Annotated in this window: 28 protein-coding genes; 12 read left to right on the top strand and 16 right to left on the bottom strand. The window is 50.7% G+C overall.

What is annotated here, in order from left to right:
- Positions 1-19: 19 nt before the first annotated feature.
- From ABD836_RS07515 to ectA, 5 genes are all read right to left on the bottom strand, one after another.
- Positions 20-919: a TPR end-of-group domain-containing protein gene (locus ABD836_RS07515; protein ID WP_344934137.1), complete on the bottom strand. Its 900-nt coding sequence runs from the start codon at positions 917-919 to the stop codon at positions 20-22.
- Positions 907-2,343: an aspartate kinase gene (locus ABD836_RS07520; RefSeq protein WP_344934140.1), complete on the bottom strand. Its 1,437-nt coding sequence runs from the start codon at positions 2,341-2,343 to the stop codon at positions 907-909. Before ABD836_RS07520 ends, ABD836_RS07515 begins: the two co-directional genes overlap by 13 nt.
- Positions 2,344-2,391: 48 nt before the next feature.
- Entirely contained in the window at positions 2,392-2,790 is a 399-nt protein-coding gene (locus ABD836_RS07525) for an ectoine synthase (RefSeq protein WP_344934142.1), read from the bottom strand.
- A 101-nt stretch (positions 2,791-2,891) separates the two neighbouring features.
- The gene (gene ectB, locus ABD836_RS07530) at positions 2,892-4,166 is read right to left on the bottom strand and encodes a diaminobutyrate--2-oxoglutarate transaminase (protein ID WP_344934144.1); all 1,275 of its coding nucleotides are present in this window, start codon (positions 4,164-4,166) and stop codon (positions 2,892-2,894) included.
- Between the two features lie 59 nt (positions 4,167-4,225).
- Positions 4,226-4,753: a diaminobutyrate acetyltransferase gene (ectA, locus tag ABD836_RS07535; protein WP_344934146.1), complete on the bottom strand. Its 528-nt coding sequence runs from the start codon at positions 4,751-4,753 to the stop codon at positions 4,226-4,228.
- A 252-nt stretch (positions 4,754-5,005) separates the two neighbouring features.
- Here ectA and ABD836_RS07540 point away from each other — a divergent pair, with 252 nt between their 5' ends.
- Positions 5,006-5,518: a MarR family winged helix-turn-helix transcriptional regulator gene (locus tag ABD836_RS07540; protein WP_344934148.1), complete on the top strand. Its 513-nt coding sequence runs from the start codon at positions 5,006-5,008 to the stop codon at positions 5,516-5,518.
- A gap of 239 nt (positions 5,519-5,757) precedes the next feature.
- Here ABD836_RS07540 and ABD836_RS07545 read toward each other — a convergent pair whose 3' ends face one another.
- Positions 5,758-5,946, bottom strand: a complete 189-nt coding sequence (locus ABD836_RS07545) for a hypothetical protein (RefSeq protein WP_344934151.1) — start codon at positions 5,944-5,946, stop codon at positions 5,758-5,760.
- Positions 5,947-6,129: 183 nt separating this feature from the next.
- On the opposite strand from ABD836_RS07545, the gene ABD836_RS07550 reads away from it, so the two are divergent.
- The 6 genes from ABD836_RS07550 (at position 6,130) to ABD836_RS07575 (ending at position 12,174) form a co-directional block, all read left to right on the top strand.
- Positions 6,130-6,537: a c-type cytochrome gene (locus ABD836_RS07550; protein WP_344934153.1), complete on the top strand. Its 408-nt coding sequence runs from the start codon at positions 6,130-6,132 to the stop codon at positions 6,535-6,537.
- Between the two features lie 83 nt (positions 6,538-6,620).
- Positions 6,621-7,571, top strand: coding sequence for a YbgA family protein (locus tag ABD836_RS07555; RefSeq protein WP_344934155.1), 951 nt, complete (start codon positions 6,621-6,623; stop codon positions 7,569-7,571).
- Positions 7,572-7,574: 3 nt separating this feature from the next.
- Positions 7,575-8,945 (top strand): deoxyribodipyrimidine photo-lyase, encoded by a 1,371-nt coding sequence (gene phrB, locus ABD836_RS07560; RefSeq protein WP_344934157.1) that lies wholly within the window; start codon positions 7,575-7,577, stop codon positions 8,943-8,945.
- A gap of 105 nt (positions 8,946-9,050) precedes the next feature.
- On the top strand, positions 9,051-9,608 hold the full coding sequence (locus ABD836_RS07565; protein ID WP_344934159.1) for an ATP-dependent zinc protease family protein: 558 nt from the start codon (positions 9,051-9,053) through the stop codon (positions 9,606-9,608).
- Positions 9,605-11,140, top strand: a complete 1,536-nt coding sequence (locus tag ABD836_RS07570) for an inactive transglutaminase family protein (protein ID WP_344934162.1) — start codon at positions 9,605-9,607, stop codon at positions 11,138-11,140. The genes ABD836_RS07565 and ABD836_RS07570 overlap by 4 nt, the downstream gene beginning before the upstream one ends.
- Entirely contained in the window at positions 11,140-12,174 is a 1,035-nt protein-coding gene (locus ABD836_RS07575) for an alpha-L-glutamate ligase-like protein (protein WP_344934164.1), read from the top strand. The genes ABD836_RS07570 and ABD836_RS07575 overlap by 1 nt, the downstream gene beginning before the upstream one ends.
- A 76-nt stretch (positions 12,175-12,250) precedes the next feature.
- On the opposite strand, the gene ABD836_RS07580 is transcribed toward ABD836_RS07575, so the two are convergent.
- From ABD836_RS07580 to ABD836_RS07590, 3 genes are all read right to left on the bottom strand, one after another.
- Entirely contained in the window at positions 12,251-12,952 is a 702-nt protein-coding gene (locus tag ABD836_RS07580) for a thiol:disulfide interchange protein DsbA/DsbL (protein ID WP_344934166.1), read from the bottom strand.
- A gap of 192 nt (positions 12,953-13,144) precedes the next feature.
- On the bottom strand, positions 13,145-13,771 hold the full coding sequence (locus ABD836_RS07585; protein ID WP_344934168.1) for a c-type cytochrome: 627 nt from the start codon (positions 13,769-13,771) through the stop codon (positions 13,145-13,147).
- 56 nt (positions 13,772-13,827) lie between these two features.
- Positions 13,828-14,130 carry a c-type cytochrome gene (locus ABD836_RS07590; RefSeq protein WP_344934171.1) on the bottom strand — a complete coding sequence of 101 codons (303 nt, stop codon included), beginning with the start codon at positions 14,128-14,130 and terminating at the stop codon, positions 13,828-13,830.
- Between the two features lie 139 nt (positions 14,131-14,269).
- Here ABD836_RS07590 and yihA point away from each other — a divergent pair, with 139 nt between their 5' ends.
- Entirely contained in the window at positions 14,270-14,956 is a 687-nt protein-coding gene (gene yihA, locus ABD836_RS07595) for a ribosome biogenesis GTP-binding protein YihA/YsxC (RefSeq protein WP_344934173.1), read from the top strand.
- Between the two features lie 224 nt (positions 14,957-15,180).
- On the opposite strand, the gene polA is transcribed toward yihA, so the two are convergent.
- Positions 15,181-17,991, bottom strand: a complete 2,811-nt coding sequence (polA, locus tag ABD836_RS07600) for a DNA polymerase I (protein WP_344934175.1) — start codon at positions 17,989-17,991, stop codon at positions 15,181-15,183.
- A gap of 255 nt (positions 17,992-18,246) precedes the next feature.
- Between polA and ABD836_RS07605 the strand changes: the two genes are divergently transcribed.
- Positions 18,247-18,513, top strand: coding sequence for a hypothetical protein (locus ABD836_RS07605; protein WP_344934177.1), 267 nt, complete (start codon positions 18,247-18,249; stop codon positions 18,511-18,513).
- A gap of 69 nt (positions 18,514-18,582) precedes the next feature.
- Here the strand turns inward: ABD836_RS07605 and ABD836_RS07610 are convergent, their stop codons facing one another.
- Entirely contained in the window at positions 18,583-19,413 is an 831-nt protein-coding gene (locus tag ABD836_RS07610) for a zinc ABC transporter substrate-binding protein (protein ID WP_344934179.1), read from the bottom strand.
- Positions 19,414-19,497: 84 nt separating this feature from the next.
- On the opposite strand from ABD836_RS07610, the gene ABD836_RS07615 reads away from it, so the two are divergent.
- The 3 genes from ABD836_RS07615 to ABD836_RS07625 are packed head-to-tail and all read left to right on the top strand — an operon-like array spanning position 19,498 to position 21,518.
- Positions 19,498-19,983, top strand: coding sequence for a Fur family transcriptional regulator (locus ABD836_RS07615; protein ID WP_344934181.1), 486 nt, complete (start codon positions 19,498-19,500; stop codon positions 19,981-19,983).
- Positions 19,976-20,731 carry a zinc ABC transporter ATP-binding protein ZnuC gene (gene znuC, locus ABD836_RS07620; RefSeq protein ID WP_344934183.1) on the top strand — a complete coding sequence of 252 codons (756 nt, stop codon included), beginning with the start codon at positions 19,976-19,978 and terminating at the stop codon, positions 20,729-20,731. The genes ABD836_RS07615 and znuC overlap by 8 nt, the downstream gene beginning before the upstream one ends.
- Positions 20,724-21,518, top strand: coding sequence for a metal ABC transporter permease (locus ABD836_RS07625; protein ID WP_344934185.1), 795 nt, complete (start codon positions 20,724-20,726; stop codon positions 21,516-21,518). The genes znuC and ABD836_RS07625 overlap by 8 nt, the downstream gene beginning before the upstream one ends.
- A gap of 28 nt (positions 21,519-21,546) precedes the next feature.
- On the opposite strand, the gene ABD836_RS07630 is transcribed toward ABD836_RS07625, so the two are convergent.
- From ABD836_RS07630 to ABD836_RS07650, 5 genes are read right to left on the bottom strand one after another with little or no spacing between them, the layout of a single operon-like run.
- A complete protein-coding gene (locus tag ABD836_RS07630) occupies positions 21,547-22,221 on the bottom strand; it encodes an SCO family protein (RefSeq protein ID WP_344934187.1) in 675 nt (224 codons plus the stop codon).
- Entirely contained in the window at positions 22,218-23,129 is a 912-nt protein-coding gene (cyoE, locus tag ABD836_RS07635; RefSeq protein WP_344934189.1) for a heme o synthase, read from the bottom strand. The genes ABD836_RS07630 and cyoE overlap by 4 nt, the downstream gene beginning before the upstream one ends.
- Positions 23,126-24,175: a COX15/CtaA family protein gene (locus ABD836_RS07640; protein WP_344934191.1), complete on the bottom strand. Its 1,050-nt coding sequence runs from the start codon at positions 24,173-24,175 to the stop codon at positions 23,126-23,128. Before ABD836_RS07640 ends, cyoE begins: the two co-directional genes overlap by 4 nt.
- Before the next feature lie 42 nt (positions 24,176-24,217).
- The gene (locus tag ABD836_RS07645) at positions 24,218-24,838 is read right to left on the bottom strand and encodes a hypothetical protein (protein WP_344934192.1); all 621 of its coding nucleotides are present in this window, start codon (positions 24,836-24,838) and stop codon (positions 24,218-24,220) included.
- Positions 24,835-25,584: an SURF1 family protein gene (locus tag ABD836_RS07650; RefSeq protein WP_344934194.1), complete on the bottom strand. Its 750-nt coding sequence runs from the start codon at positions 25,582-25,584 to the stop codon at positions 24,835-24,837. The genes ABD836_RS07645 and ABD836_RS07650 overlap by 4 nt, the downstream gene beginning before the upstream one ends.
- Between the last annotated feature and the right edge of the window lie 24 nt (positions 25,585-25,608).

Here is a 25,608-nt window from a genome sequence, read left to right on the forward strand (position 1 = left end):
GTGATGACAAAAACTGAGCTTATGAAGACTGCTCCACCGTGGGTGCCAGCAATTCAATCAACAGTGGGTGTTCACGCAATTCGGCTAGCGCCGGGTCGCGATACAATTCCTCGCGGTAAGATTCTGACTGTGCCACCGCATGCGTAAAGTATCGGGCAGCATCATCAAGATTACCTTGGCAAGTATGCGCACATGCTAACTGGTAAAATGCATGGGCATTGGTTTCGTCTAACAACAGTGCCTGCTGGCACAAGTTTATTGCCCACTGCGGCTCATTTTGATCGAGGGCAGCGTCTGCCTTATAGGTGATGGCTTCGATGTCATCCCCTCTGACGGCAAGAATTTGATCGTAGATTGCAATTTTGCCTGCCGGACTCGTCTCTTGGCTGGCTCGCAGCCACAGCGAGTGGATTTCTTGAGTCAGCGTAATCTCTTCGCGGTTAGATTCGATATGCGCGGTTTCTTGTTTTAACTGTTTCTCAATCGCGCGCAGACGCTTTTCGTACTCTTGAACCAACTCGGCAACTTGCTCGTTGGCAACACTGTGTACTTTTTCTTTAATATCGCGAACCGAATTCCAGCCCATCAGCACTAAGGCCGAACTCACGCCAGCAATAAGATAGAAAAAGTAAGTGACCGTATTCGTCGCATAAGATACCGCCTTGTCAGCGGCGCCTAGTTCGCGATCAACCACTTCGGCAGCCAACTCGCGGTGGGCACGCTCCATGTCGATACGCAAGTTACGGACCTCGTCGAGCATATAGCGCTCAATAAAAGGCGAGTAGAGTGGCTTTTCTAAGTTGTCGATAGTGGCATCGACTTGGGCCTCGCTGGGTTCTGACTCAGCATTTTCAGCCGCAAAGGCAAAAAGGGGCAGAAGCCCCCAAGCGAGGATAAACCCCCGTATTACGCTGCGCATATAGCTTCACCGTGGTCGTGTACCTCGACCAGACAGCGGTGTAAGCTGGCAACGCCTTGTTCATAGTCATCTTCATTGACCACAAATTGCATATCGACCTGACGCATAGACTGGTGCATTGCCAGCACGCTGATATTAGCCGAAGCCAAAGCGACGACGGTTTTTGCCAACATGCCCGGCACCTGCATATCACTGCCAATAGCAGAAATAATGGCCACCTTGCGCGTACTCACTTCCGCATCGGGAAACAGTTCTTTTACCGCGCTAACAATGCGCTTAACGGTTTTTAGATTGACGCCTAAATAGTTAGTTATCGTGTTGGCGTTAATATCTTTGGTAATCACGGTGCCTTTATAGCGCTCGATCGCACCTAATATTTTTTGCTCGTACTGCCACAGTGCGCCCACCATATCTTGGTCAAATACTTCCAGCGCATACACTTGCTTGCGACCGGCAATGATTTCGACACACGGCTTTTCGCTGCGGTAGTCACAATCAATCAGGGTACCGGAATGATTTGGCTCAAAGGTATTTTTAACCCGCAGAGCGATTTTTTGCTGACGCAAACCTTTGGCCGCGCGGGGATGTATTGCTTCCATCCCCAGGTTAGCAAGTTGGTCTGCAACATCGTAATTTGTGCGGCCAATCGGCACGACTTTCTCAGCGCCAACCATACGTGGGTCTGCACTACTAAGGTGGTATTCCTTGTGAATAACCGCTTCTCGCGCACCACTGATAACAGCCATACGGCTAAATGTCATTTCACTATAACCGCGATCGAAGCTCGCCATTAAACCTTCTTTACAATGGGCATAGCCCGTCACAATTGGCAAAGTAGTGTTTAAGTCGATACCCGCTAACGCTTCGCGAATATGTTCATCCAAGGGCAGCGCTTCATCTGCACGCCAGCCAGACAAGTCAATATAACAACTGTTGATGCCATCGCGCTTGAGCAAGGTTGCGGTATTCCAAGCACTGTGGGCTTCACCGATACTGGCCAACATTTCCCGCACGGTTAGCAAATGGTCTTCCAGGCCGAAATGACCGTGCTGGCACAGGCGGTGTAAATTATCCATGCAGCGCTCAGCCTCGAACAACCGACCTTCGATATAAGTATTGGCCGCTTCAAGCTGTGTGGTATCGGGAAATAATCCGGTGTTAATTTCCTTCAAGGCATTGCCGACGTCACTTAATGCGTCACGCCATAATGTTTCTGCACCATCATCGGCAAATAAGGCGTAAACCCCAGGATGACTATTGCGCTTGTTTTCTAATAGTAAATCGGTAACGCCGCCGTATGCCGATACTACAAAAATACGCTGGTAAATGTTTCCGTTTTCGCCACCAGCCAAAATAATATTGTCACGCACAGCCTCGTAATTAGTCATCGAGGTGCCGCCAATTTTCTCTACACTGTGTCCCACTGCTATTCTCCCTAGAATTAAAAAATTATTTTTTAATAATTCAATAGCTTAGCGTACAGCCTCTGCCGCCAAGGGGTAGACCCCATTCTCGTCGTGTACTTCTTTGCCATTCAGCGGGGGATTAAATACACAGGCCATCTTCATGTCTTCACTGCCGCCGCGCAGTAGATGATTGTCGTGCTTGTCGAGGATATACAGAGTACCCGCTTCAATGTTATACACTTTGCCATCGCTCAGTGTTTCAACTTCACCATTACCTGACATGCAGTACACCGACTCCAAATGATTCTGGTAATGAATAGGGGTTTCGGTATTCGCGTAAATAGTGGTGATGTGGAATGAAAAACCCATTTTGTCGTCTTTCAATAGCATGCGTACGCTGCTCCAGTTTTCACTGTCAACGCGACGTTCAGAGTTTTCACATTCTTCAAGTGTTCTTACAATCATGATCTTGTCCTTGTTCAATACTAATTCGTTAAGCTCAATTGCCGAATATAGCGCGCCTCTTCCGCAAATTTCATTTGCAGAAGAAGCGCGAATTCAACCGCTTACGAGGCTTTTTTAGCTATTGACTTCCCGAGTACCTCGGCGATGCTATCAGTCAAAATATCCAGGCCACGAATGAGCTCTGCTTTTTCAATGGTCAAAGGGCAGAAGACTTTAACGACCTGATCAAGGCTGCCACAGGTTTCGATTACTAAGCCACGCTCAAAACAGGCACGGCCAATTTCTCCAGCGGTCTCTCCGTCGCGACAGGCCAATCCCTGCATCATTCCACGACCCTTGGGCAACATCTTTGTAACACCGTACTTTTCGGAAATCTGCTTGAAGCGCTCGCTTACAATCGCCGATTTCTCAACAATCTCCGCTGCAAATTTATCGTCCTTCCAGTAGTGGCGAATTGCCGCTGCTGCAGTAATAAAGGCGTGGTTATTACCACGGAATGTACCGTTGTGCTCACCCGGCTCCCAAATATCCAAATCAGGACGGATTAGCACAATAGCAAAGGGCAGACCGTAACCACTCAAGGATTTAGACATGGTAATGATGTCTGGCTTGATTCCACTGGCTTCAAAGCTAAAGAAGGTACCAGTGCGACCGCAGCCCGCTTGAATATCGTCAATAATCAGTAGAATGTCATGCTTGCGGCACAATTTTTCGAGGCCGCGCAGCCAATCATTATTGGCGACATTAAGGCCACCCTCGCCTTGTACTGGCTCAACAATCATTGCCGCGGGTAGGTCAACACCCGACGACGGATCCGAGAGCAGTTTGTCCATCATCTTCAAGCTGTCTGCATCACGACCGTAGTAGCCGCAATAGGGCATGCGGGTCACATCGCCTAGACCAACGCCAGCACCACCGCGGTGATGACTATTCCCTGTCGCGGCCACGGCGCCTAAGGTCACGCCGTGAAAGCCATTAGTAAACGACACAATGCTCGTGCGGCCAGTTACTTTACGCGCCAATTTTAGTGCCGCTTCTACGGCATTGGTGCCAGTAGGGCCAGTGAACTGAAACGTGTAAGTCATTTCCCTTGGCGCGAGGATGTGTTCATTAAAGGCCTGCAGGAAGTCACCCTTGGCTTCAGTGTGCATATCTAGGCCGTGGGTGATGCCATCACGCATAATGTAATCAACCAGCGCCTTTTTAAGGACCGGATTATTGTGGCCGTAGTTTAGGGTGCCGGCACCGGCCAAAAAGTCGATGTACTGTTTGCCATCGGTAGAGTACAGATGCTCGCCCTGGGCCTTATCAAAGGTCACCGGAAATGAACGGGCGTAGGATTGTACTTCGGATTCGAGTCTGTCAAATATAGTCATGTTAAGTCCTCTTAGTGTCCTTTACTGAGCGGATGAATACTGAGTAAAAATGATGTAGCTCAGATTTCCTGAGCAAAGGGGCCGATACACAGCAACGCTTCGCTGTCGTGCTGACCGCCAAAATGCGTTTCTTTTTCAAACCAAATGCTGTGGTTTAATTCGGTGTCCAGATCGCGAGCAAAGCTGCGGAACAAAGCCCACGAAGCCTCGTTATCTGGTGTAATTGTCGTTTCCATATATTTCACTTCGGTACAGGCTGGACGCTTAATCACTTCTTTGAGCATCTTCTTGGCCAAGCCCCGTCCACGCTGACTCTTATCCACCACCACCTGCCACACAAATACAGTGTTCGGCTTAGCGGGAATAATGTGCGCAGAGATAAAGCCCACTAATTTGCCGTCTTCTTCAGCGGCAACCGCCGTGTTGGCAAAGTGGGTGCAATGCAGCAGATTGCAATATACGGAATTGGTGTCTAGTGGTGGGCTGGCCGCCACTAATTGGTTTAGGGCGTAACCATCTTCCGCCGTTGGCTGGCGAAAACGAAGCGTGGCAGCCGTGGCTTGCGTCGCGCTATTTGATTTCAACACAATCTTTTAGTGTTCATAATAATTTAACGAAGATGACGCACAACATTAGGGCGCTAGTTTCGCCAATCATGCTATTTATCGCCAAATATATGAACCCGTTCTCCTGTTCATTTACTTAGAATACGAAGCATTATACGCTTCTTTCGTAAACTAATTCAAGCTAGACTATTGACAAACGCAGGCTTTAGCTGATGCAAAACCCTCTACAAGCCGCTACTATTGGGCCGCTAAGCCAATCTCAAGGCATCAAAAATGAATCGTATTGACGAAGTATTAGTGTCACTCCGCCGGGTTACCCGCGCGATTGATTTACATTCAAAGCATTTAATGAAGACCGCAGGCCTCACTGCACCACAAATGCTCATCTTACAAACCCTTCGGGATCAGGGCGACGCGATAATCAGTGATGTAGCCAGCCAGGTGAGCCTTAGCCAGGCCACCGTCACCAGTATTATGGATAGATTGGAGAAACGCGGCCTCGTTATAAGAGAGCGCTCAAATCAGGATAAGCGCAAAGTGTTTGCTAGCCTGACCGATACCGGCAATGACCTTATTCGCAATGCCCCCATGCCCCTACAAGATTATTTTATTCGCCAATTCAGCGATCTGCAGGAATGGGAACAAACCCAAATCATCAGCTCATTGCAGCGTGTCGCCTATATGATGGATGCTCAGCATATCGACGCCGCACCAGTATTAGACGTCGGCGCAATCGATCGGCAGAGCGAGGAGGAAAGCCACGCCTTTGGTTTTGCCCGCGACTAAAACTCCCTACGCCAACCCTGGCGTCGCATAAGTGCCACACTTCGCCGTTACATTGTTAGGCATGCAAACAGCAGTGAATTGAAAGTAACGGTGTAATGGAGTGCCCCAGCGGTCATCAAGCCCAGTTTTTACGGCAGTAAAAATAAGCGTGATCTATATCTATGCCAGCAATGTACTTAAATTTAAGTCGACCCGGTGCCGGGCCCATCGTCGCTTGCAATCGATCACCACAGCGACAATCAATCCCTGCCACACACTCGCAAACTTAAATCCAAACAATTTTGCACCACAAAACGCATCTGGGGATTAAAACCGCGATGCAAGGGCAAACGCTTTATCGATACGTCCTGCAATGCCGGGTTTGCTGTTGCGACAGCATGCAGCTTGAGACTTAACGCCTTAGGTATAGACCAAAAGCGCAACAACATTGAATTCGCCCAGCGTCAATATCCCCAGACGCTGTTTCAATCGATTGCCGCCCCAACTGTAAGTCCACAATAAAAATATTGGCCCCAGAATAGCTTACAACTCAGACTTAACAGCTACACCGCTCTGACAAAGCTGTAATTTAAGGGGTAAACTGCCACCTACTAATATATGGAGTCACTCTAATGCAGGTATCTTCGGCTTATCGATTCGTCCAATGTTTGCTGCTTGGCCTATCGCTAACCTTGCTAAATGCCTGCAGTGCAGAGCTAAACAACAGCGACGGCGAAGCGCAATCCGCTGCCGCAGCAAGCTCCAGTGCGGCATCAAGCCGCAGCCGCATGCCCAACGACCCCTCGCTAAAAGCCCTTTACATTCAAAGTTGTTATGGCTGCCATAGCTCGGGTGCCGCAGGTGCACCACGCAGCGGCAACACCGAACAGTGGGCACCACGGATGCTAAAAGGCTTAGACACGCTCTTAGTCAATACCAAAAATGGCCTCAATAGCATGCCGCCTAGAGGTATGTGCATGAATTGCAGCGACGATGATTATCGAGCGCTAATCCTTTTTCTGTCAGGGGAAGCAGAATAATCGCTATCGGCAACTTCAAAGGCTGATCCGTGAGCTATGCTTGAGCGTATTAACTTTTCAGCCGCACAAGGACACAACGCACAATGTCGCAAACTCAACGCATTCAAATAGGGATCAGCGCCTGCTTACTCGGCGAGCCGGTACGCTACGATGGCGGACACAAGCGCCTTCCTTTTGCTGACGATGAGCTTAGCCGACATTTTGACTTCCTTAAAATATGCCCGGAACAAGCTATTGGCATGGGCGTACCTAGACCCACAATTCGCCTAGTAGGCGACCCCGACAAGCCGCAACTTATTGGCAGCAGCAATGCCGAGCTAAACGTCACCGACGCTATGCAGGCTTTTGCAAAAGAAACCACGCCCAAACTTACCGAGATCAGCGGTTATATTCTCTGCGCTAAATCGCCAAGCTGCGGCATGGAGCGCGTACCGGTATATGACGAGCAAGGTAACGGCCTAGGCAAAGTAGGCGTTGGGCTATTTGCCCGGCAATTAATGGCCGTCCACCCCTTGCTGCCTGTGGAGGAGAATGGTCGCCTCAACGACGTGCACCTGCGCGAGAATTTCGTCTTGCGCGTGGTTGCCTACTCGCGCTGGCAAGCCATTACAGCCCAAGGCCTAAGCTCAAAGCTTTTAGAAGATTTTCACCGCCGTCACAAATTTTTATTGCTGGCTCACAATCAAGCTATTTACCGAGAATTGGGGCCAATTGTCGCCGAAGCCGGCGAGATAAACGAGCGGGGCGAGCGCTACATAAAAAAATTCATGCTGGCGCTAAAACAACCTGCCAGCACCAAAAATCACACTAACACGCTGATGCATATTCAGGGCTTTTTTAAGGATCACCTAGATGCTGACGACCGACTCAAACTTACCGAGACGGTTCGCGACTATGCTGCTGGGCAGCTGCCATTGCTCGTACCACTGGAAATGCTAAGCCACTATCTAAAGAAGTATCACATTGACTATCTACTCGACCAGTACTATTTCGATCCCTACCCCCGAGATTTGAAACTGCGCATGGGAATGTAAACCATGACCGCAGTTGTATGGTTTCGCAACGATTTACGCAGCCTCGACCACCGCGCGCTCAGCGCTGCCTGCGCCAAACATCAGAATGTGCGCGGGCTTTATTTGCTTAGCCCCAAGCAACTCGACGAGCATATTATTGCGCCAATCCGACGCCACTATTTGCGCCGCGCGCTCGACGAACTCGGACGCCAACTCGGCGATCTGGGCATCGTTCTTGATATTATAGACGGTGGGCATTTTGCTGACGCCACAAAGCACCTTGGCAACTATTGTCGCGACCACCAAATCGACACCGTATACGCCCATCGCGAGTGGTTGCTAGACGAAATACATCGCGATGCAGCCTGTATCGAAGCAGGTGTGCCACTCACACTGATCGATGACAGCCTACTCAGCCCACTCGAGATTGCCACCGGAGACGGCGGACCCTATAAGGTCTTTACCCCGTTTTCCCGACGCTGCCGCACGCAACTAATGGCTAACTTCCCCGTATGCTCGCGCCGCCCCAAAGCCGTAGCAGACAAAATTGACAATGCGCCGTGCCCTCCTTTTGGCCAAGAGCGGGATGCCAGCGCGTGGCCCGCAAACCAAGACGACGTGTTAGAGCAACTCAGGGGCTTTTGTGCCGAACGAGCCCATGACTATCGTGAATACCGTGACATCCCCGATCTCGACAATACCTCGCGTTTATCCACCGCGCTCAGCCTCGGCTTGCTCAGCCCACGGCAATGTTTAGCACGCTTGCAGCAAGAATGCGGCGACGCGATTTGGGACGCCAGCAGCGGCGCGGGAACGTGGCTTAACGAGCTGCTGTGGCGGGAATTTTATCGTCATGTCGCCTATCATTTCCCGCGGGTAGTCCGGGGGCGCGCTTTCCAAGCCTACACCGAACAAATTCCTTGGCCCAATGACGCGGCGTTATTTGACGCCTGGCGTGAGGGGCGCACCGGTTACCCGATTGTTGACGCCGGAATGCGGCAACTTCGCGACACCGGCTGGATGCATAATCGTCTACGCATGATTACGGCGTCGTTTCTCTGTAAAGATCTACACATAGACTGGCGCTGGGGTGAGCGGCATTTTATGGAGAGTTTAATTGACGCCGACTTTTGCTCCAATAATGGCGGCTGGCAATGGGCTGCTTCCACGGGTACTGACGCCGCGCCGTATTTCCGGATTTTCAATCCCACCACGCAAGGCAAGCGCTTTGATCCCAACGGTGATTTTATAAAGCATTACCTGCCAGAACTCCAAGACCTCACCCCGAAAGCCATCCACCAACCTAAAGAGCAGGGCAATTACCCTGCTCCTGTCGTCGATCACCAAAAAGTGCGACAAATTACCCTCGCACTTTTTAAGAATGTGAGGGACTAAGATCCCGTAATCCGCTTTAATTGCCCACCTTCGCTACTGGCTAAATAGCGCCTTAGTGCACTATGCTAGACAAAGCTCGGGCACAATAAATTAAAAGGAGAAACCGTGCGATTTGCTGTACTAAGTCTACTCATATTCAATAGCTTTTTTTTAAGTCATTCCGTCAACGCGGCCACTAATGCCCAGCGGGTGTTCGGCCTCAGCGAATATGTCTACATAGAAGAACTAGGTGTGCGTTACAAAGCCAAAGTTGATACCGGCGCCGAAAGCGCATCGATCAATGCTATTAACGCCAAGGTTGAGAAGGGCCGCGGCAAAAAAGACGACCTCGTGCACTTTGACTTAGTGCTGCCTGACAACACCTTGAAATCGGTTACGCTGCCACTGAGTAAACATATTCGTATAAAACGACGCGCCGCCGATTACGCTGACGACGAAAAAGACTATAGCCGCCGGCCGGTGCTCGAACTAACCCTCTGCGTAGGTGGTGAGTCCCACAAAGTGGAAGTCAATCTCGCGGATCGTCGACAGTTTTCCAAGCCCATGCTGATTGGTTCAGAACCATTGACCGCCTTCGGCGCCTTGGTCGACCCCAGCAAAAAATATTTACAGGACAAATCACTCTGCCCAATAAAAGCAGACTCCCAGGAGCACGATGAATGAAGGGCGTTAAATTACATGTCAGAGTATTGGCGCTCGCGCTGCTGCTAATCGGCGCGGGCAGTACCGCCTGGCAGATTTTTGTGCTGAATATTCCAGTGTCAGCCGAAACAACCGAGCCAGTGTGGGTAATAGATACCAAACTGACGTTTAGCGCCCGCGACAATACGCCCGTTAAAGTGCAAATGTTTGTACCCCCGAGTTGGAGTAAGTTCATCACCCTGAACGAGAGCTTTATCTCCAAGAACTACGGTGTTAACACCGACATTATCAATGACAATCGTCAAGCAATATGGTCTGCACGCCGCGCGGAGGGCCAGCAACAATTGTTCTATCGCTTGATGCTAACCAAACGCAACAACTCGCGTTTTGCAGAATCGGAAGCGGGCCCTCTGTTTCGTGAAAGCCCACAATTAGAAGGCGTAGAAAAAGTCGCAGTAGAAGCATTGTTAAAGCCTATTCGCGAGCATTCCGCCGATATTGAAACCTTTATTCGCGAAGCCATTAAGCTTATCAACGAGCCTAGCAACGACAACGCTCGCTTGCTCCTAGGCAATAATTACACCCAAGACAACAAATCACTCGTGCTCGAGCTACTACTGTCCTCTGCCCATATTCCAGTTGAGCGGGTACGCACTCTGCGCTTGGTTAGCGACGTCGCCCAAAGCCCCGAGCTGTGGATGCGCAGTTACAACGGCAAGCGCTGGCTGTATTTTAACCCTGAAACAGGCACCCAAGGTCTGCCCGATGACCGCGTGGTGTGGTGGACTGGCAACGACCCCATCGCCAAAGTTGAGGGCGGCCGCCATTTAAAAGTAGAAATCACAGCCAATCAAAAAGTAATGAACTCGATTACTTTGGCCCAATCGATAGCTGAGACCAAAGAAAACAAATTCTGGGCTTTATCACTTTACGATTTGCCCCTGCAGTCACAACAGACCTTTGAAATAATTTTGATGATTCCCATCGGCGTGATGCTGATTTTATTACTGCGTAATGTTGTTGGCCTCGAAACCCTGGGCACATTTACACCGGTGCTAATTGGCCTCGCCTTTCGGGAAACCCAAGTGGTGTGGGGCATTATTCTATTTACCCTCATTACCGCACTGGGCCTGTCGATACGATCTTATCTTGAACATCTGCATTTGCAATTGCTGTCGCGGCTCTCGGTGGTATTAACCTTTGTGGTGATTATCATGGCCCTGATAAGTGTACTCGGCCACCGCCTTGGCTTGGATCGCGGCCTGTCGATCGCCTTGTTCCCAATGGTCATACTCACAATGTCTATTGAGCGAATGTCGATAGTTTGGGAGGAGCGGGGTGGCCTGCACGCCGGTAAAGTAGGTATTGGCACCCTCATCGCCGCTACCCTGTCGCACCTGATGATGACCTACCCAGCATGGACTTACTTCGTCTTTACCTTCCCCGGTATGCTTTTGATATTTATGGCATTTATGCTGATCCTTGGCCACTACCGCGGCTATCGACTGACCGAGTTGTTCCGCTTTAATGCCATGATCAAGGGTAGACAATAATGTCCTTATTTAGCACTTGGAAGGATCTACGCAAACGCGGGGTAATGGGGATAAACCAGCGCAATGCAGACTATGTGCTGCGCTACAACCAGCGCCACCTCTATCCCTTAGTCGATGACAAAATAAAGACTAAGGAGCGAGCGCTAAAAGCGGGCATTCATGTACCTGAGATGTATGGCATCATTGATTCCGACAAAGGTATTAGCCAGCTAAAAGACATTGTTAAGGGCCACAGCGACTTTGTTATTAAGCCCGCTCAAGGAGCCGGTGGTGACGGTATCCTCGTGATCGCCGACCAGTTTGAAGGTTACTACCGCACCACATCTGGCCGCCTACTGAGTACCGAAGATATCGAATTTCATATTTCCGGTATTTTGTCAGGCATCTACTCTTTGGGTGGTCACCGCGATCGCGCACTGATCGAGTACCGGGTAATCCCAGACCCTATCTTTAGTGCCATTAGCTATGAGGGCGTGCCTGACATCCGTATCATCGTTCTGAAAGGCTACCCCTTGTTAGCAATGCTGCGACTCCCCACGCGTCAATCTGGAGGCAAGGCCAACCTTCACCAAGGCGCTATTGGTGTTGGCGTTGATTTGGCTACGGGTATCACCCTCGATGGCACCTGGCTTAACAAGCTAATCAATAAACACCCAGACACCACCAACCCAGTGCGCGGCGTTCAGCTCCCCTATTGGGAAGGCTTTATGTCACTGGCCACGCGCTGCTATGAACTCACTGGTCTCGGCTACTTGGGCGTAGACATGGTGCTGGACAAAGACCAAGGCCCGCTAATGCTAGAGCTGAATGCACGGCCTGGCTTGAATATACAAATAGCCAACGACGCCGGCCTCGCCGCCCGTTGCCAAACCGTCGAAGACGAAATTGCTCGCCTCAACGCCAAGGGCATCACCTTGGCCAAGCCAGCGAAGCGCATGGCATTTTGCCAGCGAGAATTCGCGCAGCCCCTGCGAAAGCTCGAAAGTTTAGAGCCCGACAATGGCGCTATCGATATTCAGCTGCCACCTAACTGAGTAATCGCAGGCATAAAAAAACCACCGACCGCCGCAGAAATCCCGGCAGTAGGTGGTTTATTGCGTGCCGCGCTACTTACTTAGCTGCGCGCTCCTTGGCAATAAGCTCCTCCGCAACCTTTAGCATTTCTGCCTTTCCGCCTGCAGAGCGGCCTGTCACCCGGTACTTACCATTTACGATGATCTCTGGGGTACCGGCAATACCATAGGCCCGAGCACGCGCATCCGCCTGTTTAACCTGGCTATTTACGCCAAATGAATCAAAGGTTTTGCGAAACTTCTCGGCGTCGACATCGCTGTGTGCCACAAACAATTTCTCAATTGCTGCGCTATCACGCAAGGGGTTGCGATCAACGTTAATCGCATTAAACAAAGGGGTATGGACTTGATCGATAACGCCCAATGCCTCAGCCGCATAGAACGCCTTAGCGTGCACAACCATCAGCTCGTTCCACATTGCGGGCGAACGCTTGAACTCAACATCGCCCGGCAACTGCTTAACCCAGGCTTCAAGCATAGGGTCGAAATCAAAGCAGTGACTACAGCCATACCAAAACACTTCGGTGACTTCGATCTTTTGCGGATTTGCTGTACGTACTGGCTGAGCGATACGAATAAAACGCTCACCGCCACTGGCCACACCTGGGGCCGCAGCCGTCTGTGCGGCGGCACTAACAGCCGCTTTAGCAGGTGCAGCTGGCTCAGACCCATCGCTACATGCCGACACCATCAGTAAAAAGCTGAACACACCGGCTAACGGTAGAAATTTCTTAAACATGAAGCCCCCTGATTATTTAATCGAATATTTTAAGATCCTGCGTCATTGAATTAACTCAAATTGCGGACTCAATATCATTGTCTTTTGTGAAGCTTTTCAGACAGCTGACACGAATAATGGTTCTAAATCTATACATGCGTAAATTACAGCGATAAAAAAGGCGGCCTAAGCCGCCTTTTTACTGGGTAGTGTTTAAGGGTGTAAGCCCTGGATGAAACTAGACACTGCCTCAATTTCTGAATCGCTCAACTTAAACGCGATTGTTCTCATCACCATTGCATCGCCGTCATTAGTTCGCCCTTCACGGCCGTCAGCTGCCGCGCGGAAGGCTTTTAACTGAGCGGCAGTGTAATCGGCATGCTGACCACCCAGCGCAGGGAAGCCCGCTGCGGCCATGCCGCTACCGGTAGGTGAGTGACATGCAGCACACGCTGGAATATTGCGGTCCGCAATACCACCACGGTATATCGCAGCACCCTTGTCAACAATGGCGGGATCAGCCTGGCCGGTGCTGATCGCTTTACTTGCGTAGTAAGCGGCAATATCAGCAATATCTTGCTCAGACAAATTATCAGTCTGGCCCGCCATCATCGGTACCGGCCGAGCACCTGTTTTAATATCGGTGATCTGCTTAACCAAATAGCGTTCGCCCTGACCGGCCAATTTCGGGAAGCTAGGTGCCGCGCTATTGCCGTCGGCACCGTGACACGCAGCACATGCTGCCGCCTTCATCTTGCCAGCTAGGGGATTACCCTCAAGAGCCACCGCTGTTCCGGCAAACATCAAGGAGGCGAACATCACTAATGTGGTTTTCTTCATTGTTAATTACTCTTTAAACAGATAACGCTGTGCAAATATAAATCAACGCACTCGACTTAAGACTTAGGTGCTGCCATAAACTCGATTAAGGCTTTAAAGTCGTCGGCGCTGCAGTCAAAACATAAGCCCTTAGGTGGCATGGCATTAAAACCTTCGTTTGCATGCTTAACGAGGGTATCCATACCTTTTTCTAGGCGTGGCGCCCAATCAGCAACAGCATGGGATTTTGGCGCGCCATTAGCCCCAAAAGCATGGCAAGCAAAACACGATTTTTGATATTGATCTAGAACCGCCTGCTCAGTAGCAAAAGCAGAGACACCAGACATTGAAAGCAACATAGCTACGAGCCATTTATTCATGATCTACCTCTCAATATTTCATTTAACCGCGCAGGACGAGTCAATATAAAAACTGCGGCATTATACACAACTACATGGCGCCGGGGCCAATAATTGCCGTAAAATGCCGCTGCTTTAGCAAATTCCCCTCGGACTCTCTATGTCATCAAGCCCAGCACTGAACTATCGCCGCGCCAGCTATTTAAAAAGCTCGCCCAACCTCACCCACTGCCCAGACGACAGTGGTGCCGAAGTTGCGTTTGCAGGCCGCTCAAATGCGGGAAAATCTAGCGCAATCAATCGCTTAACTGAGAACAAAAAACTGGCAAAGACCAGTAAAACCCCAGGCCGCACCCAGCTGCTTAACTTCTTTGTTTTAGATGACAGCGGTCGCCAGCGCTTAGTCGATCTGCCCGGCTATGGATTTGCCAAAGTGCCTCTGGCCGTAAAAAACGAATGGCAGCGGAATCTAGAGGCCTATTTACAAAAACGCCAATCACTGCGTGGAATGGTGTTGATGATGGATATCCGCCATCCGCTGACCGAGTTTGACCAACAAATGGTACGGTGGGCGACCAAAAGCACGATGCCCATGCATATTTTGCTAACAAAATCGGACAAGCTAAAACGCGGCCCCGCCACGGCAACACTGCTCGCCGTACGCAAAAGCCTCGCCGAATTTGGCGATTTAATTAGCGTACAGCTTTTCTCCGCCCCAAATGGTGATGGTCTGCCAGAGCTGCGGAGTAAATTGGACGAGTGGTTGGACAGCAATAATATGGTCGATATGGTTTATATCGACGACAATGGTGATGAGATTAGCAGCGAGCCCGAAAATCCCGCTTAAAGGCCATTTTATCTGGCAAACAGGCTAAACATGGACGAAAAAAGCCCGACAAGCTCAGCTCGCCGGGCAATCCTACTCCAAATGGAGTCAGGGGGGAGACAAGTCTCCAACGCGGGCGCCATCCTCAAGCACATCAAGATAGCGGCTATATGACTTTAGACGCGGAATTCTAATTGCGCAAATTTTAGCCAGCTCATATTTGCCTTTCCGCGCATCACCCCCGATTAATGCGCTTCATCCCAGTTTGCGCCAACACCGACACCCACCTCTAAAGGCACTGCCAAATCGGCCGCAGCCATCATCAGCCGTATGACTTCGGCCTGCACAACGGCCAAATCGGCCGGAGCAACCTCCAAAACCAACTCATCGTGAACCTGCATGATCATTTTGGCGTCCACGGCACTACTGCTTAAATATTGATCAACCGAAATCATCGCTCGCTTGATAATATCTGCGGCGGTGCCCTGCATGGGCGCATTGATCGCGGTACGCTCCGCCGCTTGGCGCCGCATACCGTTACGAGCATTGATTTCTGGCAGATGCAGACGACGACCAAACAAGGTTTCAACATAGCCTTTCTCGGACGCAAGCACCCTGGTTTCATCCATATAACGCAATACCCCGGGATAGCGCTCAAAGTACAGATCGATGTATTGCTGAGCCTCTTTACGACCCAAATGCAGCTGCCTCGCCAAGCCAAATGCTGACATGCCGTAGATCAAACCAAAATTAATCGCCTTAGCATTGCGGCGCTGCTCATCACTAACATCGCCTGGCGCGACGCCAAACACTTCGGCCGCAGTCGCGCGGTGAATATCCTCGCCGCGGGTAAATGCGTCGATCAAGCCGCGATCACCGGACAAATGCGCCATTATGCGCAATTCTATTTGGGAGTAATCCGCCGCGAATATCACGTATCTCGGCGGCGCGATAAAGGCCTGGCGAATACGCCGCCCCTCAGCACTGCGAATGGGAATATTTTGCAAATTTGGATCGGAAGATGACAGACGCCCGGTCGCCGCCACCGCTTGATGGTAGGAGGTGTGAATACGACCGGTTTTGGGATCAATCTGTAGCGGAAGTTTATCGGTATAGGTTGATTTAAGCTTGGCCATGCCCCGGTGCTCAAGGATCACCTTGGGCAGAGGATAGTCGTGAGCCAATTCCACCAGCACCTCTTCAGCGGTTGACGGCGCACCTTTCGGCGTCTTTTTTGTAACTGGAATTTGCAAGCGCTCGAACAAGATTTCTCCCAACTGCTTGGGTGAGGCCAAATTAAACTCGCCACCAGCTAGCTCATAGGCCTGTTTCTCAAGGGCCTGCATTTTCATGCCCAACTCGTGGCTTTGCTTGCCGAGCAACTCGCGATCCACGTATGCGCCATTGCGCTCGATTCGAGACAACACCGACACCAGGGGCAGCTCAATATTTCGATATACCGCCAACAAGCCTTCGCTCGCCTGCAGTTTGGGCAGCAACGCCTGGTAGAGGCGCAGGGGAATATCGGCGTCTTCAGCCGCATAGGGGCCAGCTTGCTCTAAGGCGATTTGATTAAAAGTGATTTGCTTGGCGCCTTTGCCCGCAATATCTTCAAAATGGATGGTGGTGTGATCTAGGTATTTCAGCGCCAAGGTATCCATATCATGGCGGCTACCGGTGGAATCTAAAACATAGGAGGCCAGCATGGTGTCGTCGTGAATACCGCGCAGGGTAATGCCGTGGTTAAGCAGTACATTGGCATCGTATTTAAGGTTTTGACCCACCTTGAAGCACTCAGGGTCTTCCAGTAGCGGCTTAAGCTGGGCCAATACAGAAGCCTCATCCAGCTGATCCGGCACATCGAGATAATCGTGGCCGAAAGGCAAATAGGCGGCTTCCCCCGCGGCTACCGCAAACGAGACGCCGACCACCCTGGCCTGCATATAATTCAAGCTGGTTGTTTCGGTATCAAACGCGAAGATCGATGCGGCGGCCAGCTTAGTCAGCCACAATTCAAAATCGGCTTGCGTCAGAATAACATGGTATTTAGCAGCATCTAATCGCGGCGTGGGCTCGACAGAAATAGCCAACTCATCTGCTAGCGCACCAGTACTCGCCAAGCCTGAGGGCGCAGATACGACCTCGCCACCCCCTGACTCTGCGCTAATCGCGGCGCTACGCTCTTCACGGCTCAACTCGTCAACCCAGGTTTTGAATTCAAACTCTTTAAACAAGGCCAACAAACGCTCGGTGTCTGGGGCCGTCGGCAAAAGATCTGCCACCCCCACATCGAGGGGCACATCGCACTTTATCGTTGCGAGCGTGTAAGAGAGTAGGGCGTTGTCATGGCTGTCGACCAACTTCTTCGCCACACCTTTGGCGCCGCGAATCGGCAAATCGGCGACTTTGTCGATATTTTCGTAAATGCTGCTGACACCGCCCAGCGCCTGAATAAGTGCCAGCGCGGTTTTTTCACCCACGCCAGCAACGCCTGGAATATTGTCGACCTTGTCACCCATAAGCGCGAGAAAATCGATAATTAACTCGGGCGGAATACCGAACTTATCTTTAACCCCAGCCACATTCATAACCGTATCAGTCATGGTATTCACCAAGGTGACATGCTCGTTGACCAACTGAGCCATGTCCTTGTCGCCAGTTGATACCAGTACCGGCCGCTCTTTGCCCGCCTGCGCCGCGAGGGTACCAATCACATCGTCGGCCTCAACACCGTCGATCACCAAGCGCGGCAATCCCATGGCATCGATAATGGCATTGATCGGCTCAACTTGGCTGCGCAAATCATCTGGCATCGGCGGCCGCTGGGCTTTGTATTGGTCGTACATATCATCACGAAAGGTTTTGCCTTTGGCATCAAAAACCACCGCAATTGGGCAGTCTGGATAATCTTTGTATAAACGCCGCAGCATATTTATAACGCCCTTGATTGCGCCAGTTGGCTGCCCTTTCGAGGTATTTAGCGGCGGTAGCGCGTGAAAAGCACGATATAGGTAGGAGGAACCATCAACCAAAATCAGAGGTTTTTTTACAGTCATAGTAGAGAGTTAAGACGTCGCCATTGGAAGCGGAGAGTGTAGCACGAGCCTCCGCAGCAAAATATTCCCACTCGCAGCAAAGCCAAAGTGTTACCGTAATTCACACAAAACCAACAATGTGACCGCCACATTACCCAATTGTTAACGATATTTAAGAAGACATCTCGCTTAACTGTGTTACCTTATGTAACACAAGGTAACCTTTTACCTTGAACCGAGCAAAAGAGACCTCGGTTGATTAGAGGAGAGAGGAAAATGAAAAAACTTACCAGCGCAATCTTAATATTGGTTGCCAGTACGATGGCGACTGCTGCCGAACCGGAAGTAGGTGCGAATCAGTCGCTGGTATTGGCTTACAATCTAAGCACTGTTACACAAATAGCAGAGCCTAAGATTGAATACGCGTCGCAGGCTTCTGCTGATCGCTTTTTGGAAAAAACGCTAGATGTTGTTTCAGCCACACTGAATGTGGAGCTGGATATGCAAACTCACTATACGGTGCCTAGCATCGCGAAAAATTAAGACCAACGCGCAAGCAACTCTGGCTATGAACTAGCCTATTAGCCAATAGTTAAGTCTTGCGCATACGTCCTATACTGCGAAGCAGCTGATAAACGCTCGACCAAGCTGGCGATACAAGCCAAGAAACCCATCCGTATTTGTTATTTCGACACCGAGTGGATCGATTTCGATGATTGGTATATCCAATCCAGAGGTCAAGGCATTTAACATGGCCGCAGGGTACTGAGGCTCACGAAAAACACAGCCAAACTCACCTTGTTGCAAACGCGCCCGCAACTCAACAATATGCCGTGCTCCAGGCAGGCGGTCCGACGTTGGCATAACGACTTCAGCCTCGGAGAGCTTATAGTGCCGCTCAAATCGGCTGAAACCATCGTGCAGCAATAAATAGGGACGTCCACTTAAGCGGGCAATATCGATCTGCAACTGCTTATCGTACTGACGAAACTCGGTACTGAAACGAGCAGCGTTGGCATGAAAATACGCACCTCGGGTCGGCATACGATCCGACAGAATGCGGGCGATACGCCGCGCCATATGCTGTACCTGCTCAGCGTCCATCCAAACATGGGGGTCTTCGCCAAGACTGAGTGCGGGGTAAAGTGCGACGGCATTGCTTTGTTCAGCAACCGCCTTTTGCAAATAAGACTCCATCGCGGGACCAACCCACAACACCACATCGGCACTGCGCAAGCGCTGCATATCTGAGGGGCGGAGCTGAAAATCGTGCGGGGAAACGTTTGCCGGCGCCAATACATCGACGGTGACAGCGTCACCAGCGATATCACGTACAAGTAATTGCAGAGGTGTAATACTCGTTAAAATCACCGGCTTGTCGGCAGCCCAAGCCATATTTCCGAACATCCATACGAGCACTAATCCCGACACTATTGCTTTCAAACAAATTTCCCCATTGTGTACTTCCACGCTAATGCAATATTATAACATTATATTCTTGCCAAAATCCTTGGGCGCCCCAAAGTAATGCACAACATTAACACGCAACACGATCACCAACACTGTATTGATGAAGCTTTGCACAGCGCCCGAGAACTCTGTCAGCAACGCCAACTTAAATTCACTAAAATCAGAGAACAGGTATTGGTCACCATATGGGCGAGCCATAAACCGGTTGGCGCCTACGCCATCCTTGAGGAACTGGCAAAAGAAGCGCTCCGCCGACCAGCACCGCCAACGGTATACCGGGCACTGGATTTTTTACTGGATAATGGCCTGATCCATCGCATCTCTTCTCTCAATGCCTTTGTTGGCTGCAATGAGCCCGGCCACACCCATCAAGGCCACTTCCTCATTTGTCGCCACTGCCAAGTTGCAATTGAACTGGATACACAATTAATTTATCCCGCAATCTCGGCCGCCGCCGGTCAACAAAGCTTCGTGGTAGACACCGCAAGCCTCGAAGTCGTTGGCAGTTGCGCACATTGTGTCGAGGCCCGCCACCATGTCTGAGTCAGCCCTACTTAGCCTGCATAATGTATCGTTAAAACACCAACAACAAAACTTGTTGAGCAATATCAGCCTAACTCTTACTGCCAAGCAAATCATGACAATTATTGGTCCCAACGGCGCGGGTAAGAGCACGTTGATCAAAGTCGCACTGGGCCTCAGCAAAGCAGACAGCGGTGAGGTTTATCGGCGGCCGGGCTTACGGATCGGCTATATGCCCCAACAGTTAATCCTTAATCCACTTATGCCATTAAGTGTGTCGCGATTTTTAGCCATGGCGAGATCCAATCGCCAGCAAATCGACGCCGCATTAGCGCGCACCGGTATAAGCCACTTGCGTGAGCGGCCACTACACGACATTTCAGGCGGCGAAACTCAGCGGGTATTACTAAGCAGGGCCCTGCTCAGCAGCCCCAACTTACTCGTGCTCGACGAGCCAGCCCAGGGCGTGGACATTAGCGGCCAGACTGAGCTGTACGAACTCATCAGCGCTCTGCGCGACGAATTGGGCTGCGCGGTACTGATGGTCTCTCACGACTTACATTGGGTCATGGCACAGACCGATACAGTTATTTGTCTGAATCAACATATTTGCTGTCACGGCCACCCCGCACAAGTCAGCAATGACCCTGAATATCTGGCGCTATTCGGTCGCCGCCACGCCGAAGCCGTTGCGCTGTACCAACACGATCACGACCACCAACACGATATTCACGGTGATGTCGTTTGCGAGCACCATCACCATGATTGATATTCTTCTCTTCGCGCTAATGGCGGGCTTGTTAGTGGCCGCCGCCTGCGGCCCCTTGGGCGCACTCGTCACCTGGCAACGTATGGCTTACTACGGCGATACATTGGCACACTCAGCGCTACTCGGCCTCGCCCTTGGCTTGGCGCTGCAGGCCAACCTACAGTACAGCGTTCTGTTTACCTGCCTATTTATCGCCACCGTATTATTCGCCTTGCAGTGGTGGCGGAATATCGCCTTGGATAGCCTACTAGGCATTCTCTCCCACAGCAGCCTGGCCTTGGGCTTGGTTTGCCTGTCATTTATCGACAACCAAAGCGTGGATTTAAACGCCTTCTTATTTGGCGATTTGCTCGCTATTTTGTCGGAAGACTTAGTCAACTTAGCGATTATATGCGCGCTCGTTCTGGCACTACTCTGGCGTTACTGGCCTGCGCTTGTCGCGATCAGTGCACACGCGGAGCTAGCAGAGATTGAAGGACTTGCGGTTAAGCGGCTACGGCTGCTATTGATGCTGATGGTCGCTGCCACCGTTGCTGTAGCAATGAAAATCGTCGGCGTTTTATTAATTACTGCAATGCTCATTATCCCCGCCTCAGCGGCGGCCAGAGTTGCGCGCAGCCCAGAACAAGCTGCGCTACTAGCAACACTTGTTGGCGCAATTGCGGTGTGCGGTGGTTTAGCAGGAGCGTGGTACTGGGACACCCCAGCCGGGCCAAGTATTGTCTTGACCGCGGGGTGTTTATTTGTACTGGGGCAATTCGCGCCGGGGTATCGGCGCAGCAATTAAACCGGAGCCATATTGCGCTCCACGCGGTCTAGTTGTATTCGCGAATAGACAGGAATGCGCGCTTTAGTTTACTGATTTCCAGAGGTGCTTTAAAGAATCCCACCGAGTGCCCTTTTGGATTCACCAATGCAATATTTGCGCTGTGCTCCACCTGATAATTACTGCCGCCACCAGGGACTTTGGTAAACGGAATATTCAGTGACGTCGCAAAGCGGTGGACCTCGAGAAAATCGCCGGTAATTCCCCGAAACGCTGGATGAAAGAAGTCTAAATAGCTGTGCAGTTGCTCTGGCGTATCCCGTGCGGGATCCACACTGGCTAGCCAGATTTGCGTATCGGCCTGTACCGCTGGCTCCAATTCTTGATAAAAAGCCTTTAACTGGGCGAGGGTAGTTGGGCAAACATCCGGGCAGTAAGTGAAACCGAAGAATATTAGGTTCCACTTGCCTTCCATCGACGTTGGCGTGAGCGCTTCGCCACGGTCATCGAGCAAACTGAAATTTGGCAATGTTCGCGGATTCTCATAGAGATAAGCACCCTGAGATTTAAGCTCCTCCGCCGTCATCATTCGCGCGCGGGTCGCGGCGTAAAAAAATCCTGCCACCAGCACAATGCCCATTGCGACAACCGCGAGAACCGTCATTCGGATTCCGCGTTGACGTTCTGCAGCGCCATTACCAGTGGATGTTGTATCGTCTGTCATCGCATTTCAACCTCAAAAATACTCACTGCTGGTAGCAAGTAATGATCTAAAAGCATGATCATAAACAGCGCCATCAGGTAAATAATCGAATATTTGAAGGTCGCCATCGGCGCCTTCGGATTTTTACCCCGCAACAACACAATCGACCAATAGAGAAAACCCACTCCTAAACAAACGGCACCGAGCAAATACAAGGATCCACTCATACCTGTTGCAAAGGGCAGCAGTGTCACCACGAACAATAAAATGGTGTAGAGCAGGGTGTGTAATTTGGTATAGGCAATGCCGTGGGTAACCGGCAGCATGGGAATATCTACCTTGGCGTAATCGTCGCGACGATGGATGGCCAAAGCCCAAAAATGTGGCGGCGTCCAAATAAAGATTATTAGCACCAGTAGCAATGCGTGACCATGCACTTCATTGGTGACAGCGGTCCAGCCAAGCAGCGGCGGGGCTGCACCCGCAATACCACCAATCACGATATTTTGTGGTGTGGCCCGCTTCAAATACAGGGTATAAACCACCGCGTAACCAAGCAAGGAGGCGAGGGTCAACCACGCGGTAAGCGCATTGACCATAATCAACAAAATGGCCATGCCCGCAATACCAATTACCGCTGCAAATATTCCAGCATTACGGTTTGTCACACGGCCTTGAGCAATAGGACGATTGTGCGTGCGGGCCATAACCAAGTCGATCCGACTGTCGACAAGGTGGTTAATAGCTGCTGCCGCCGCGGCGCAGAGGGCGATACCGAGGTTGCCAAATATTAGCGCATTCCAAGGTACCATGCCGGGCACCGACATAAACATACCGATCACCGAAGTAAGCAACATTAACAAAACAACATTGGGTTTACAGAGTTCGTAATAATCCCGCCAGGTCGCTGCCAATTGTGGCTGTGTCATACTCGAACTCCCTCACGGTTAACCACCGCTGTAAATACCAAGTAACTGATGGTCACTTGGCTAAGCAATAAAATTGCACCGACTAAATTGTGTGCAACCGCCACGCCTATCGGGAAGCTAAATTCAATATTGCTAATGCCCAACGCAATTTGCACAATCAAGATCATTAACATGCCCGTAGCCGCCGTGCGAGCCTGTGCAATACCAAGCCCACGTAATTTGAAAAACAGAAAGATTAAATACGCGGCTGTCACCATAGCGCCGATTCGGTGGCTGAAATGGATCGCCACCCGTGCCGCGTTATCCATGGTGCCACCCAAATAGTTCGGTCCAATATGCTGCGCTATGTTAAAGCCCTCACGAAAATTCATTGGCGGCAACCATGAACCTTGGCACCGCGGGAAATCCGGGCAGGCGATGTCCGCATAATTTGCGGTAGTCCAACCACCAAGGGCAATCTGACAAACGACAACAACTAAACCCATCAAAACTAAGGGTTTTAGAGCCTGTAACTTAGCTTCACTTATCGCCGGTATTTGCCAGTGCTGATTATTCAAACGCAGGGTCAACAGCCACAGCAAACTCAAGGTAGTGAAGCCGCCGAGAAGGTGGGAGGTAACAACTTGCGGCCACAACTTTAAGGTGACCGTCCACATACCAAACATGCCCTGTAATATGATAAACGCCAATATAAACAAGGGCAGTTTTAGTGGCTGTTCTGGTTTGCGCTGACGCAAAGAAAAAACGACTAGACCAATCGTTAACAGTCCAAGGCTCGATGCCAAATAGCGGTGAATCATTTCCGGCCAAGTCTTATCGTGCTCCACCGGCATATCCGGGAATGCTTCATTGGCACGCGCTACTTCATGGTCAGCAGTTGGCCACAGCACATGGCCGTAGCAGGTTGGCCAATCGGGGCAACCTAAGCCTGCATCGGCCAAGCGCGTGAATACCCCCATCGCCAAGACAATTACTGCGACAAAGCAGGAGAAGAGCGCTAGACGGAATCCTGCTTTGCGCTGCGCTGCGGTGTTAAATATAGCCATCGTTCTCTACCGTGTATTCTTTTGCTAGCAGTTTTGCGCCAACTATTTGATCAGGCGCCCCATATCTTTAAGCACATCCTTACCCAAACTAGTCAGGGTAAGCTGCTCCATATCTGCCGCGCGATAATACATCATCACCCAGCCCATAGGGTCTACTATGTAAAAAGTACTTGAATCAAATGGGTTAATATCAAGATTCTTCAAGTTGCGTAAGAATACTGAGCCATCAGCCTGTAGCACGGTCATATCACTGTGCTCAGCTTCTAGGAAATCACGTAATTGCGGCGATAACGGGCCATCGGTTGCAAGATAAATACGCTCAACGCGATCCACTTTTTTACCCATCGCGGTATGAGTCTGGCGAGTGAGGTAGAGCATGCGCTCGCAGGCATCCCGGCAATCACGGCCACCAACAACCATAAATACCCAGCGAGACTCGGCGCGGTTAAACAGAAACTCACTACCATCGCGAAGCGCCGGGTGTAAATCACCGAGCTGCATTGGCGGATTAATAAGCACACCGCGGTTAACCGTTGTGAAGGAAATAATATCTTGCTTAGCGAGATAAAATACCGCGCTGGAGAGCAGAATTACGGCAATCGGAATAGTTAATATAATGGTAAGCAGTTTTTTACTGCGCTTGGTTTCGCTCGGTAAGGTCATTGATCTTCGCTCTCTTTGCTTTTACGTCGCTTCAGCAGTTCGCCTAAATTACTGTTGCGAAAAATAAATATCAGCCCCAGTGCTAGCGCCATGGCAAACCATTGCACTGCATAGCCGGTATGTTTGGCTGGTGTTACATTGACGACCATTCGCTCAACTTCAAGGGCGCCATCACTCCCTTCCACTAGCCGCAAGGTCGTTGGCAATAGCGTCGGGAATTCGCCGTTCAAGTCATCAAGATCTAGCCATTGCTTACGGCGAGGCCATGAATCCGTTACAAGCTCGCCGCCTAAACTAAATGCCTTTTCTGTATTGCGGTACAACTCACCATGAATTTGGAGCCGAGCACTGGGTATTGCGACCCTTGGTAATGTTTGCCGCGATGGGTCACCTGCAAGCCATCCGCGATTGACCAAGAGCTCGCGACCATCAGCTAACGTAAAAATCGCCATTATCTCATAACCGAATCGACCATGAGAAATCCGGTTATCCAACAACCAATAACGCTGGGGGTCAAATTCGCCGGTTGCGGTTACTGGCAGGTAATTTTGATATTCAGTGACGTTTCTTATTGCGACAGGTGCGAGATTCCGTCGCTGCTCAAAATCGGCCAATAATGCAGCTTTCTCGTCAGCCCTGCGCAGCTGCCAAAATCCCAAACTCAGTAGAATCGGCAAAATCAGTACAATCGCGAGCACGGACTTCCAGTCAAACTGCCATTGGAATCTGCTGGGCGAAGGCCGCATTTTTCAAATCCTATTGTGTATACT

Origin of the sequence: Zhongshania borealis (assembly GCF_039539625.1) — a bacterium.
GTDB classification, from domain to species: Bacteria; Pseudomonadota; Gammaproteobacteria; order Pseudomonadales; family Spongiibacteraceae; genus Spongiibacter; species Spongiibacter borealis.